We start from the raw sequence: 13,437 nt of genomic DNA on the forward strand, positions 1-13,437 counted from the left end.
GTTCGCTTTATTTGAGAAAACTTTTATTTTCAGTTTTTATGTAATTTGATTTAAATTTCCATTTCAAAATAAGGATAAAGCACAGTGTTTTTATACGTTCATCTAACATGAACTGCTTCTTTAATCTAACGCATTCTTTTGAAAAAAGCAAATCTAAATCGTGAATTTCAGTAATTTAACTAGTAAAGACTACGCTAAAATGCTAAAATATTGCGAGTGAAGGATATTTTGAAGTTATAAGGAGCGAATTCATTTGCTGAAAATCATAATTATGTTTGTTATCGCCTATTTATTAGGTTCGATTCCGTCTGGTGTCTGGATTGGAAAATTATTTTATAAAAAAGACATTCGCCAATTTGGTAGTGGCAATTCTGGAACAACGAATACGTACCGCGTTTTAGGGAAAACGGCTGGAACAATCGTTTTAGCGATGGATATTTTAAAAGGAACGTTGGCTGCAAGTTTGCCTTATTTCTTTCATAGTGACATTAACCCATTGATTATTGGACTAGGCGCCATTATTGGTCATACATTTCCAATTTTTGCTGAATTTAAAGGTGGCAAAGCCGTTGCGACAAGCGCTGGTACATTGCTAGCTTATAATCCACAATATTTTATTATCTGTGCTTGCCTATTTGTCACACTGATTTACCTGACTCGAATGGTGAGCCTATCAAGTATGTTAGGAATGTTGATTATTGCCCCACTTAGTCTCGTATATCACGATTGGATTTTAACAACCATTGCTTTTATTTTATTATTTTTCATTACGTATCGGCATAAAGACAATATTAAACGCATTAAAAATGGCACTGAAAATAAAGTACCTTTTGGCTTAGGCTATAAGAAAACAACTAAAAACTAGCAAAAACCTCTTATCGATTGAACCATTCAATCGATAAGAGGTTTTTTATTAATTTACAGTTATTTCAAAAGCTGCTTCAAATGATTTTTGAGGAGCCAATGTTTGCATGCCTAATTTTTCTTCAATCTTTCCGGTAGCATTCATATCATCTGCAATTCCAAACCATGGTTCGATGCAAACAAAAGGAGCGTCCGTTTGAGGTGGCGACCAAATGCCCACATACGGAAAGTCAACGAATCGAACAGCTACAGAATGTTCTGTTTTTTCAGATTTAATGGTAAAAATATTTTCACCTTTCGTTTCATAAATCATTGCATCATTATCGAATAAACTACGGGTCAACGCAATATCGGTATTCGTTTGAGCCAATGTTTTACATGGTGTATTTAAATATGCTCCTGACAACGGAATCGTTGTTCTGGTTTTTCTTGGTGAAAAAGAAAAATAATAGTCTTCAAATATCGTATCCGTTGTTAATGGAATATTAAATCCAGGGTGTGCGCCAATTGAAAAATAAAGCGACTTATCAGAAGCAGGATTTTCAACGCGATAGGCTGTTGTCACAGTATTGTCAGCTAAAGTATACGTAATCAGCAAATGAAACGCATAGGGGTAGCGCTCTTTAGTACTTGGACTATCTGACAATTTCAATGTCACGGTGCTAGCTGTTTGATGCATTATTTCAAATTCACAATCTCGTGCAAATCCGTGTTGACCCATTGGGTATGTTTTTCCATCCACTTCGTAGCGGTCTTCTTTTAAACGTCCAACAAATGGGAAAAGAACAGGAGCATGTCTCCCCCAGTATTTGGGATCTGCTTGCCATAAATACTCAATCTTGTTGTCTTTTCTTTTAATACTGGTAAGTTCTGCGCCTTTAGTTAAAATAGTAACGGTTAATGTCTCATTTTCAAGTTTGATCATGATTCTTTCCCTCCTTCTAATGCATTCAATAAAGTTGATTATATCATATTTTAAGTCTTTATTTGAAACCATTTTCAGCTTTTAGGTAAATTTAAATAAAAATGATTTCGATAAACTTTATCGAAATCATTTTTGTTTAATAAACAGATTCTTTAGCAAGGGCTTCTATAAATTTCGGATTGTTCACCCGAATATAGGTCCCTTTCATTCCAAGTGAACGAGATTCAATAATCCCACCTGATTCAAGTTTTCTTAACGCGTTAACAATAACTGAACGAGTGATGCCAATTTTATCGGCAATACTAGACGCTGTTAGACGTCCTTCTAAGCCATCTAGCTCATCAAATATCGCTTTAACAGCTTTTAACTCACTATATGAAAGGGTTTTAATCGCCATTTGAACAATTGCCAAACTTCTTGTTTCTTCTTCAATTTGATTTGATTTGTGGTATAAAATTTCCATCCCCACCACAGTTGCACTGTATTCTGCTAAAACTAAATCTCCATCGTCAAAGGCAGAATGCAAACGTGCTAATATAATGGTTCCTAATCGTTCACCCGCAGCACGTATTGGAACAATCGTTGTCAGCCCTTCAGCAAATAAGTCGCGATTTTCAATTGGAAAAGCAGTATAATCACTTTCTACACCTATATTCGCTTTGGTTTCCGTGATACCTAGCATGTTTGCTGTATAGTCTGCTGGAAATCTTTCATCAACAAGCATTTGTTTCACTCGTTCATTGTTAATCCCATGTTTTTCGTTGTATCCAAGCAATACCCCATTTTCACTAATCAAATAGGTATTCGCATCTAATGTGTCCCCTAGTATCTCTGCCATGTTGTTAAATGGCAACCGATCAGAAACCGACGCTACACCGCCTTTTTGTTGCAGCATACTGCTGATTTTACGCATTTTAAGAAGTAAATTGTTCACTCGTTTTTCCTCCAGCTCTTATAAGATATAACGACTTAAGTCTTTATCTTGGACAATATAGTCAATTTTATCGTTCACATAGTTTTCTGTAATTGTAATTTCTCCCATATGCATATCTGGAGCTTCAAATAACAAATCTTCTAATAATTTTTCTAAAATTGTATGCAGACGGCGTGCGCCAATATTATCGGTTTCGTGATTCACCTTAAAGGCAATCTCTGCTAAACGCTCAATTGCTTCAAAGGTAAAGGTTACTTTGATATTTTCCGTTCCAAGCATTGCAATATATTGTTTAATCAATGCGTTATTAGGTTCTGTTAAAATCTTAACAAAATCACTTGCATCTAAATCATTCAGTTCTACACGAATTGGAAATCGTCCTTGCAGTTCTGGAATCAAATCACTTGGTTTAGACACGTGGAACGCACCTGAAGCAATAAATAGAATATGATCTGTTTGGATTGTGCCATATTTTGTGTTGACTTGTGATCCTTCAACAATGGGTAAAATATCGCGCTGCACACCCTCACGAGAAACTTCTCCAGACTGACTTGCTTTAGAAGTTATTTTATCAATCTCATCAATAAAGATAATCCCTGTATTTTGAGCAAGTTTAATGGCTTGTGAATAAATGTCTTCTGGGTTAACGAGCTTTTCAGATTCTTCTTGGATAAAGATTTTAATTGCTTCTTGAACAGTCACTGTTCGTTTGATTTTACGTTTTGGAGTTAAGGCTCCTAAGGTATCATTCAAATCAATCCCCATTTGCTCTAGACCCGCTCCCATTGGAGAATTGACTGTTTTTTTACTTTCATTCACTTCAATCGTTAATTCTCTTTGATCTAGCAAGCCATCGCGAATTTGTTGTTTCATTGTTTCACGGTTAGATGAAATCGTTTCGGTCACTTCTTCTTCGACTTCTTCTTGGTTAAATTGAGACATATCAACGCCCATATTTTGAAACATATTTTCAAAAGGATTTAAATTAGCCGCTTTTTTCTTTTCTTTTTTTATTCCTGGAACAAGTAATTTAGCTACTCGATCGATTGCACGTTTTTCTGCTTGTGAGTAAACATTCGAATACTGTTGCTTTTGAACAATTTGAATACTAACTTCAACTAAATCACGAACCATCGACTCGACATCACGTCCAACGTAACCTACTTCGGTAAATTTTGTTGCTTCTACCTTGATAAAAGGTGCGTTAACAATTTTTGCCAAGCGACGCGCAATTTCTGTTTTACCAACACCTGTTGGTCCAATCATTAACATGTTTTTAGGGGTAATTTCTTGTTGCATTTCTTCTTCTAACTGTAGCCGACGGTAACGATTACGTAAAGCTACCGCAACTGATTTTTTAGCTTCATTTTGTCCAATAATGTATTTATCAAGTTCTTGAACGATTTCTCTAGGAGTCATATTAATAGTTGTATTCATTGTAGACACTTCCTTTTAAAGTTTTTCAACGATAATATTGTGATTGGTAAAGACACAGATATCGGCTGCAACAGTTAAACTTTCTTTAGCAATTTCACTTGCACTTAAATGTTGACCGTGTTTTTTTAATGCGCGACCTGCTGATAGGGCATAATTCCCACCTGATCCAATCGCTAAGATGCCATCATCTGGTTCAATCACTTCACCACCACCACTCACCATTAACATTTCATCTTTATTCATGACAATTAATAAGGCTTCCAGCTTTTGCATCGCACGATCTGTACGCCATTCTTGAGCTAATTCTACAGCAGCTCGTTTTAAATTGCCTTTGTACTCATTTAATTTCGCTTCAAATTTTTCTTCTAATGTAAAAGCATCCGCTACACTTCCAGCAAAACCAACTAGCACTTCACCGTTATAAATACGACGAACTTTGCGCGCTGTGCCTTTCATGATAACAGATTCTCCCATCGTTACCTGACCATCGCCAGCCATCGCACATTCTCCTTTGTGGCTCACAGCAAAAATCGTTGTTGCATGAAAAGTTGTTGTCATTGTTTATTCCTCCTATTAATTCATTTCTTCTTAAAGCTCTAGGCTCTTGGATGAAATTGTCGGTAATTTTTTTGTAAATGCTCCTTTGTTACATGAGCATAAATTTGTGTTGAAGAAAGACTTGCATGACCTAATAATTCCTGAACTGTTCGCATATCTGCCCCGTTGTTCAATAAATGAGTGGCAAAGGTATGACGCAACATGTGTGGGTGAATATTCGAGGTTAAGCTGCTTTTTTTAATTACCTGATTTAATACATATTCAATTCCAGTTGGCGTAATTTGATCGCCATAATGATTTACAATTAAATAAGGATGTTCTTTATGGTAGGTTGTCATTAAAGGTGTGCGGCATTTTTCAAGGTACTCGGTGATTGCAATTGCCGCATAGTGCCCAAATGGAACATACCGCTCTTTATTGCCTTTTCCATGTACCAGCAATACACCTAATTCAAAATCTAAATCTTTAAGTTGGATATTGCTACATTCGCTGACCCGAATGCCGGTTCCATACAGCACTTCTAATAATGCTTCATTTCGAAAATCTAACGGTTTATCCCCTTTTACAGCTGTAAACAGTGCGTCCATTTCCTTTTCATAAAAAAAACGTGGCAGTCTCAGTGATTTCTTTTTCAAATGAATGTATGAAAAAGGATTGTCCTCTACTAGTTGATCTTTCAATAAAAATTGATAAAATGCTCGCATACTTGATATTTTTCTTGAAACCGAGTTGCGGCTTAATTGTTTTTCATTTAACAAACCTAGATAAATTCGAACATCCGCAAGCGTCACCGTTTTAAAAGAGGCTTCTCCAGTTGCTTCAAGAAATTTTTTGAATTCTAGAATATCTTCTTCATAGGCTTTTTTTGTTAATTCAGAGTAATGTCTTTCAATCATTAAATACTGTAAAAAAATAGACATCCATTGTGACTCCTCCAAAAAAATCCCCCCTGTTAATACGACAAAGATACTTTATCATATCAACAAAGAGAATTCAATCTATTCAGGTCTCTATTGAAAGAATTTTCTTTAAATTTAAAATACTTTCTAACGCCCGATTTGCATAGGCTTCGTTTCGAAGTTTCTTGTCTCTAATTTTTTCTGGTAAGGGTGGAAATAACCCAAAGTTTGCATTCATTGGTTGAAAATAGTTGCTATCGGCATGGGTAATGTAATAAGCCATACTGCCAAGTGTCGTTTCTAAAGGAAAAGTAACCAGTTCTTCGCCTAAAACAAGCTTAGCCGCATTCATTCCCGCAATTAAACCACTGGCGGCACTTTCTACATATCCTTCTACGCCAGTCATTTGTCCTGCAAAAAATAAATCCGAACGTTTTTTTGACTGATAGGTTGCTTTTAATACGTCAGGTGATTTAATAAACGTATTTCGATGCATAACCCCATATCGAACAATCTCTGCTTGCTCTAAACCTGGAATCAATTGCAAAATTCGTTTTTGCTCTCCCCATTTTAAATGCGTCTGAAAACCTACTAAATTATAAAGAGAACCTGCCGCGTTATCTTGTCTTAATTGCACAACTGCAAACGGACGCTTATCAGTCTTAGGATCTTCTAATCCAACGGGTTTTAACGGACCAAATAACAGTGTCTTACGTCCACGCTTAGCCATCACTTCAACAGGCATACACCCCTCAAAGAATTTTTCTTTTTCAAATGATTTTAACGGTGCTACTTCGGCTTCAATTAATTCATCGTAAAAGCGATTAAATTCTTCTTCATTCATTGGACAATTCAAATAAGCCGCTTCACCGTTATCATATCTAGATTTTAAATAGACTTTATCAAAATCAATGCTATTCTTTTCAATGATTGGTGCTGCTGCATCATAGAAATAAAGACCATCTGATTCCGTAAATGTGGCAATCTCTTTTGCTAAGGGAGCTGACGTTAAGGGACCGGTTGCAATAATCGTTGGTCCATTCGGTAACGCTACCATTTCCTTAGAAAAAATTTTTATGAATGGATGATTTTTAATTCTTTCTGTTACACCTTGTGAAAATTTATCTCGGTCAACAGCTAATGCACCACCTGCAGGTATTGAATGTCGATCTGCTTCACTAATAATAAGTGAAGAAAATTGTCGCATTTCTTCTTTTAATAAACCAGCAGCGTTTGTTACTTGATTCGCTCTTAATGAATTGCTACAAACCAACTCTGCAAAATCTGACGTATGATGAGCTTCTGTATTTTTTGCGGGACGCATTTCGTATAGATGAACGTTTATTCCTCTTTCAGCAATTTGAAAGGCTGCTTCACTACCTGCTAATCCGGCTCCGATAACGGTTACAAAATTTGTTTTACTCAATAAATTCCCCTTCTTTCTTTGTATATCATTAAAAAATTAAAGAAAAAAGGAGAATACCCCCTTTTTCTTTTGTCTTATTTTTGAACGGCTTCTTGGTAATCACAATTGCTACAAACAACTTGTTTGCCGCCTTTTAATTTTTTCTCAACTAAATAATGTTCACATTTAGGACAATCGCGTCCAACTGGTTTATCCCATGAAACAAATTCGCACTCTGGGTACTTGTCACACCCATAGAACAAACGATTTTTCTTCGATTTACGTTCTATGACATTGCCTTTTTTACATGTAGGACAAGTTACGCCAATTTCCTTAACGATGGCTTTTGTGTTTCGACATTCAGGGAAATTACTACATGCATAAAATTTTCCATATCTGCCTAATTTAATCACCATCGGATGTCCACATAATTCACAATCAAATCCTGCTGGTTCATCTTTGATTTGAATTTTTTCAATTCCTTCTTCTGCTTTTTCGACTTCAATCGCAAAAGGTTTATAAAATCGATCAATTACGCCAACCCAGTTTTCTTTGCCTTCTTCTACATAATCTAGCTGTTGCTCCATTTCAGCAGTGAAATGAATGTCCACAATTTGTGGGAAAAATTCCACAATCATAGTATTAACAATATCTCCTAGTTCAGTTGGCTCAAAACGTTTGCTTTGTAATTTTACATAGTAGCGTCGTTGAATCGTTTCTAAGGTAGGGGCATAAGTAGACGGTCTTCCTACTCCGTTTTCTTCAAGAGAGCGGATCAAGGTTGCTTCAGTAAAGCGTGCAGGGGGTTGAGTAAAGTGTTGTTTTGGCTCAATATCAACCGATTTAACCGTGTCGCCTTTTTCCATTTCAGGAAGAATATTGTCTTTTTCTTCTTTGCCTTCGTCATTTCCTTCAATGTACACTTTAGTGAATCCTGCAAATTTAATTTTTTGACCATTTGCTCTAAATAAGACATCATTTTGAACCAAGTCAACTTTCATAGTGTCAAAAACTGCTGGTGTCATTTGACTAGCTACAAATCGTGACCAAATTAACTTATAAAGTTTTAATTGATCTTTTGAAAGATGCTTTTCTAATTCTGTAGGTGTTCTAAGCACGCTTGAAGGACGAATCGCTTCATGGGCATCTTGGGCACCTTGAGCATTTTTTGATTTTTTAAATTTGGTTGCAGAATATTCCTCACCATATTCTTTTACGATAAATTCAGCTGCTTCGGCTTTAGCACTATCTGCAATCCGGGTTGAATCGGTTCTCATGTAAGTAATTAAACCGACCGCACCACCACGACCAAGGGAAATTCCTTCGTATAATTGTTGGGCAACCATCATCGTTTTTCTTGTTCTAAAGTTCAATTTACGTGCAGCTTCTTGTTGTAAGCTACTTGTTGTAAATGGAAGTGCTGCATTTCGTTTGCGTTCTTTTTTTGTAACATTCGTAACTTCAAAATCAGGACCATCTAATCTTTTAATGACTTCTTGCACTTCTTCTGTATTTTTCAAGGCAACTTTTTTGTTTTTTAAGCCATAAAAATTCGCTTTAAACTTTTTCGTTCCTTTTTTGAAATTCCCACCAATCGTCCAGTATTCTTCTGGTTTAAAAGCGATAATTTCTTTTTCACGGTCAATAATCAACTTCAATGCAACCGATTGAACACGACCTGCACTAAGTCCTTTTTTTACTTTTTTCCATAAAATAGGGCTGATTGTATAACCTACTAGTCGATCTAAGATACGTCTAGCTTGTTGTGAATCGACTAAATCCATATTAATCGAACGCGGTTCTTTAAAGGCTCCTTTAACCGCCTCTTTAGTGATTTCATTGAAAACCACTCTATTTTTATCTTCAATATCCAGATTTAGTAAGTGTGAAAGGTGCCACGCAATGGCTTCCCCTTCTCTATCTGGATCGGCTGCGAGATAAACTTTATCTGCTTTTTTAGCAAACTTTTTTAATTCCTTGATTAAGTCACCTTTACCTCGAATTGAGATATAGTGAGGTTCATAGTTATTTTCAACGTCAACACCCATTTTACTTTTTGGAAGATCTCTAATATGCCCTAAACTAGCGACTACTTTATAATTTTTTCCTAGGTATTTTTCAATGGTTTTTGCTTTTGCGGGTGATTCAACAATCACCAAATATTTATAGGCCACAAAGTTGCTCCTTTCGAATGAGCTTTTATTTAATGATAAATCAAAAACTGAAATCGTTTATCATCTTATGCCATCTGGTAGCACTTTGTCAACTAACTGTTCTAAAATTTTGCTATTTATATAGTAGGAAAAATTAAAAATAAAGAGGTTCTAATAGATAACAACGTTGATATTAAAGTGTTTCTAGTCAATTTTTAATTTTAAAAAATTTTTTTAATTATTTTTATAAATCTTCTAAAATTTGATCTGCATCTACAACACATTTTGCACCATTTAGCAGAAGTTCATTCGTTCCTTTTGAATAAGAACTTAAAATACTTCCGGGAACTGAAAAAACTTCGCGCCCTTCTTGCAAAGCTAAGTTAGCAGTTATTAAACTGCCACTTCTCTTTCTTGCCTCCACAACTAATGTTCCTAAACTTATCCCAGCGATTATTCGATTTCTTAATGGAAAATGATGTCTTTTTGGCTGTGCTCCTATTGGATACTCTGATAGCAATAAATGATTCTTTGCAATCTCACACTGTAAGTCTTTATTGATTTTTGGATAAACTAAATCCAATCCTGTTCCAATAATCCCAATTGTTTTTCCTTGTAGGTGAATTGTTTTTTCATGGACTTCCGCATCAATTCCTTTAGCCAATCCACTTACCGTAACCACTTGCTGCTGAATCAATTTGGGTAAAAGAGCATTTAAAACAGCACTTCCATAGGCCGTTTTTAAACGGGATCCTACAATTGCTAATAACCTTTCTTTTAATAAAGTCTTATCTCCTTGATAAAAAAGTAACGCTGGTGGGTTATAAATTTCTTTTAAAAAACTTGGATAATCAGAATCTAAGATGGTAATCCAGTTAATTTTTTTCTCTTTATAGTGATTTAGAGCTGCTTGACGATCTATTTTTTCATAACTTTCATAAAATAATTTTGTGTTTTTTGTACTTAGGTTTGTAGTAAAAGCTAAATCAAATAAGGATAAAGAGGGGTTGTCAATTAATTCTGCAATCATTCGAATCCGACTACTTGCTCCGACTCCCTGGCAATGCGCCAAATGAAATAGCCATTCATTTAATTCTGTAAGATTCATTTGTCTATCTCCTTTTGTTCGTTAGGGTTAGTATGACTATCCGCAAAAAGGATGGATTTCATGAAAAAAAGATAAAGAGAATTTCTCTTTATCTTTTTTTCATGATTTGATCTTTAACTGGAGCAAAGGTTTTTCGATGAATTGGAGTCACGCCGTATTTTTCTAATCCTTCTAAATGAACTTTTGTTCCATAACCCGCATTTTTAACAAAGCCATAGCCGGGATATTGCTTGTCGTAATCTTTCATCATTCGATCTCTGGTCACTTTTGCAACAATACTCGCAGCTGCAATTGATAAACTTTTTGCATCCCCTTTAATGATGCTTGTTTGTGGAATATCTAATTCTAATTTCATCGCATCAATCAATAGGTGTTGGGGATCAATTGATAAATTTTCAACTGCTTCAATCATTGCCAATTTAGTAGCTTGATAGATGTTCACCTGATCAATGATAGATTCGTCTTTAATGCCTACCCCAATTGCTAATGCTTCCTTTTTAATTTTATCAAATAGCGCATCGCGTTTTGCTTCCGATAATTGCTTGGAATCATTGATTTCTAAGACATGGAAATCTTTAGGTAAAATCACAGCCGCCGCAACAACCGGACCTGCTAATGGACCACGCCCTACTTCATCGATTCCTGCAATATACACACAGTTTTGTTGCCACAATTTTTCTTCAAACTGTAGCATTTCTTGATGTTTTTGCTCTAATTTAAGGGCATCTGCTTGTTTTTTATGCCAAGCTTTAATTGCGGTTTGCACCCCTTTACGTTCATCCATTTTTATTTGTTCAAATGCAGGGTCATCAATAGAATGGATGGATTTTAAGCGTTCTTTTACTTCTATAATCGTTAATTTTTTATCCATATTTACGCCTCTTCTGTTGTTTCAAGGTGGATTGGAGCGTGATCCAATGTGTACCGCCCTACTTTACCACTTCTAATTTCATAAACAACCATTTCACTTGCTCTAGAATAGTCATCTCTAAAACCTCGTTTTTCGCTGATAAGCATCAATAGTTCTGGCAATCCCAACGTTAATTCTTCTGAATTGATTTTAAATCGTTTCATTAATTGTTGTGGATAATAGGTTCTCATAATGTCTAGACCGTATAGTGCTATGTCATCCATTTGTAACAAATTGTCTTTAATGGCTCCTGTTAAAGCTAATTTTTTACCGATTTCAGGATCTTCAAATTTAGGCCAAAGAATTCCTGGTGTGTCTAACAATTCCAATTCTTTTCCTAATTTCAACCATTGTTGCCCTTTTGTGACTCCTGGTTTATTCCCTGTCTTTGCAATATTTTTTTTGATAAAACGATTGATTAATGTTGATTTCCCAACGTTTGGAATTCCAATACTCATTGCACGAATCGCTCTTGGATTAATCCCTTTGCTTTTCATGCGATCAAATTTTTCTTTTAATAACAATTTTGCTTCCGCCATTACTTTTTGCATGCCTTTTCCTTCTTGCGCAATAATGGGAACAGCAGAAATCCCTTGTTCTTTAAAATACAAAACCCATGCTTTCGTTTGTCTTTCGTCAGCTAAATCACTTTTATTCAAAATAATAACCCGCGGTTTTTGTCCGATTAATTCATCTAAAATCGGATTCCGACTTGAAAGTGGCAGTCTAGCATCTACTAGCTCAAAAACCACGTCTACTAACTTTAATTTTTCAGATACTTCTCTTCTTGCTTTGGCCATATGACCAGGAAACCATTGGATTGTCATGTTGTTGCTCCTCTTTACTTAAAATTTATCAGTTAACGAACATCAGTAAAAGAAATGACCTAAAAGCTGTCATTTCATTCACTAAATTATTCAGTTTTTAGTGTTCCAAAATGAGTGAAAGGCCAAATACGAAGATCTGTCGTTCCAGAAATCGTATCAATGTGAACAAAACCAAAAATACGACTATCTTTTGAATTGCCACGATTATCTCCCATTACAAAATATTCGTTTTCTGGGACTTTTGCAACACCGGTTTTCCCCATTAATGTGAAATCGCCTGTCAACAATTGTCCCTTGGCTTTCAATTTTGCTTTATATTTATCAAGATAAGGTTCTTCCACTGCTTTGCCATTTAAGTAAAGTACATCATCTTGCATTGAAATTTCATCTCCCGGCAAGCCAATCACACGTTTGATGTACTGTTTATCAGGAGCATCTGGTGCTGGAAATACAATAATATCAAAACGATCTACTTTTTCAATTTTATTTAAAATTAAACGGTCGTGATTTTCTAGTGTTGGCATCATTGACTCACCATCTACACTTACAGGTGCAAATAAAAATTGACGGATTAACAAACAAATAGCCAATGCTACCACGACATATACAAAGGTACTTAGAATTTCATTTTTTTTGCCTTTTTTTGATTTCTTTTTCCGCGTTTTAGAGTGATGCGCTTTACTTCGTGGCTCAAAAACTTCTGCTGATTCATCTCGTCCATCTGAATAATTTGTTCTACTCATATTCTTTCCTACTTTCTTTTATCATCGTTAATAAACATTTATTCTGTTAAATGGAAAATAAACTAAAATCGTTTTCCCAATGATCTCCTCTTTAGCAACGGATCCAAAAACACGACTGTCGTTGCTTGATCGACGGTTGTCACCTAAAACAAAATACTCGTTAGCAGGAACGGTTTCTTCTCCTGTTAATTGCTGCAAGTCAAAATCGGATGTCCATGTTTCCCCTGCTTGCATTACTAATTTATTTTTTAAGAAAGGTTCGCTTATTTTATGATTATCAATATAAAGTTGATCGTTGCGGTAAGCAATTGATTCGCCAGGCAGTCCAATAATTCTCTTCACTAAGGTTCGGTTAGATGCGTCCTTAAAAACAACAATATCAAAACGTTGGATTTTTGAAAAGGATTCAACCACCATTTGATCGCCTTGATGAAGTGTTGGAATCATAGACGATCCTTGTACATTCATTGGGATAAAAATAAAATTTCTTAAGATAGCGGTGAGGACAATCGCTAAGACAGCGGCTTTAAACCAGTCCCATAAATGATCTCTCCAAGATTTTTCCATGTCCTTTCGCTCCAAACTTGTAAACTATACTACCTTCTATCATACAAGAAAATGACTGAAATAACTATTATTTTGCTAAATTTCATTTAATTTTTTTTTAATCCACA

Annotated in this window: 13 protein-coding genes; 1 reads left to right on the top strand and 12 read right to left on the bottom strand. The window is 35.4% G+C overall.

Annotation, left to right across the window (positions count from 1 at the left end; genetic code table 11):
- The first annotated feature begins 256 nt into the window (after nt 1-256).
- Entirely contained in the window at nt 257-865 is a 609-nt protein-coding gene (gene plsY / locus CDIMF43_RS08365) for a glycerol-3-phosphate 1-O-acyltransferase PlsY (RefSeq protein WP_269845361.1), read from the top strand.
- Between the two features lie 48 nt (nt 866-913).
- Here the strand turns inward: plsY and CDIMF43_RS08370 are convergent, their stop codons facing one another.
- The 12 genes from CDIMF43_RS08370 to lepB (CDIMF43_RS08425) all read right to left on the bottom strand — a co-directional run bounded on the left by CDIMF43_RS08370 (nt 914) and on the right by lepB (CDIMF43_RS08425) (nt 13,330).
- Nucleotides 914-1,792 carry an aldose 1-epimerase family protein gene (locus CDIMF43_RS08370; RefSeq protein WP_109842361.1) on the bottom strand — a complete coding sequence of 293 codons (879 nt, stop codon included), beginning with the start codon at nt 1,790-1,792 and terminating at the stop codon, nt 914-916.
- A gap of 133 nt (nt 1,793-1,925) precedes the next feature.
- Complete coding sequence (codY, locus tag CDIMF43_RS08375) at nt 1,926-2,723, bottom strand: GTP-sensing pleiotropic transcriptional regulator CodY (RefSeq protein WP_074402725.1); 798 nt, start codon at nt 2,721-2,723, stop codon at nt 1,926-1,928.
- Between the two features lie 18 nt (nt 2,724-2,741).
- Nucleotides 2,742-4,160, bottom strand: coding sequence for an ATP-dependent protease ATPase subunit HslU (gene hslU / locus CDIMF43_RS08380; protein WP_109841743.1), 1,419 nt, complete (start codon nt 4,158-4,160; stop codon nt 2,742-2,744).
- Between the two features lie 15 nt (nt 4,161-4,175).
- Nucleotides 4,176-4,718 (bottom strand): ATP-dependent protease subunit HslV, encoded by a 543-nt coding sequence (hslV, locus tag CDIMF43_RS08385; RefSeq protein ID WP_074402723.1) that lies wholly within the window; start codon nt 4,716-4,718, stop codon nt 4,176-4,178.
- 38 nt (nt 4,719-4,756) lie between these two features.
- Complete coding sequence (gene xerC / locus CDIMF43_RS08390; protein ID WP_074402722.1) at nt 4,757-5,656, bottom strand: tyrosine recombinase XerC; 900 nt, start codon at nt 5,654-5,656, stop codon at nt 4,757-4,759.
- 64 nt (nt 5,657-5,720) lie between these two features.
- Complete coding sequence (gene trmFO / locus CDIMF43_RS08395; protein ID WP_109841744.1) at nt 5,721-7,043, bottom strand: FADH(2)-oxidizing methylenetetrahydrofolate--tRNA-(uracil(54)-C(5))-methyltransferase TrmFO; 1,323 nt, start codon at nt 7,041-7,043, stop codon at nt 5,721-5,723.
- A gap of 74 nt (nt 7,044-7,117) precedes the next feature.
- Nucleotides 7,118-9,196, bottom strand: coding sequence for a type I DNA topoisomerase (gene topA, locus CDIMF43_RS08400; RefSeq protein WP_109841745.1), 2,079 nt, complete (start codon nt 9,194-9,196; stop codon nt 7,118-7,120).
- Between the two features lie 223 nt (nt 9,197-9,419).
- Complete coding sequence (gene dprA / locus CDIMF43_RS08405; protein WP_074402719.1) at nt 9,420-10,283, bottom strand: DNA-processing protein DprA; 864 nt, start codon at nt 10,281-10,283, stop codon at nt 9,420-9,422.
- 88 nt (nt 10,284-10,371) lie between these two features.
- Nucleotides 10,372-11,154 (bottom strand): ribonuclease HII, encoded by a 783-nt coding sequence (locus CDIMF43_RS08410; RefSeq protein ID WP_109841746.1) that lies wholly within the window; start codon nt 11,152-11,154, stop codon nt 10,372-10,374.
- A 2-nt stretch (nt 11,155-11,156) separates the two neighbouring features.
- Complete coding sequence (gene ylqF / locus CDIMF43_RS08415) at nt 11,157-12,020, bottom strand: ribosome biogenesis GTPase YlqF (RefSeq protein WP_074402717.1); 864 nt, start codon at nt 12,018-12,020, stop codon at nt 11,157-11,159.
- 86 nt (nt 12,021-12,106) lie between these two features.
- Entirely contained in the window at nt 12,107-12,763 is a 657-nt protein-coding gene (gene lepB, locus CDIMF43_RS08420) for a signal peptidase I (RefSeq protein WP_109841747.1), read from the bottom strand.
- A 27-nt stretch (nt 12,764-12,790) separates the two neighbouring features.
- On the bottom strand, nt 12,791-13,330 hold the full coding sequence (gene lepB, locus CDIMF43_RS08425; RefSeq protein ID WP_074402715.1) for a signal peptidase I: 540 nt from the start codon (nt 13,328-13,330) through the stop codon (nt 12,791-12,793).
- Between the last annotated feature and the right edge of the window lie 107 nt (nt 13,331-13,437).

Source organism: Carnobacterium divergens (assembly GCF_900258435.1).
Taxonomy (GTDB): Bacteria; Bacillota; Bacilli; order Lactobacillales; family Carnobacteriaceae; genus Carnobacterium; species Carnobacterium divergens_A.

Bases quoted from the DNA above. Each gene is read 5' to 3' on its own strand.
- hslU (WP_109841743.1), bottom strand. From the start codon at position 4,160: ATGAATACAACTATTAATATGACTCCTAGAGAAATCGTTCAAGAACTT.
- hslV (WP_074402723.1), bottom strand. From the start codon at position 4,718: ATGACAACAACTTTTCATGCAACAACGATTTTTGCTGTGAGCCACAAA.
- dprA (WP_074402719.1), bottom strand. From the start codon at position 10,283: ATGAATCTTACAGAATTAAATGAATGGCTATTTCATTTGGCGCATTGC.
- CDIMF43_RS08410 (WP_109841746.1), bottom strand. From the start codon at position 11,154: ATGGATAAAAAATTAACGATTATAGAAGTAAAAGAACGCTTAAAATCC.
- ylqF (WP_074402717.1), bottom strand. From the start codon at position 12,020: ATGACAATCCAATGGTTTCCTGGTCATATGGCCAAAGCAAGAAGAGAA.
- lepB (WP_109841747.1), bottom strand. From the start codon at position 12,763: ATGAGTAGAACAAATTATTCAGATGGACGAGATGAATCAGCAGAAGTT.
- lepB (WP_074402715.1), bottom strand. From the start codon at position 13,330: ATGGAAAAATCTTGGAGAGATCATTTATGGGACTGGTTTAAAGCCGCT.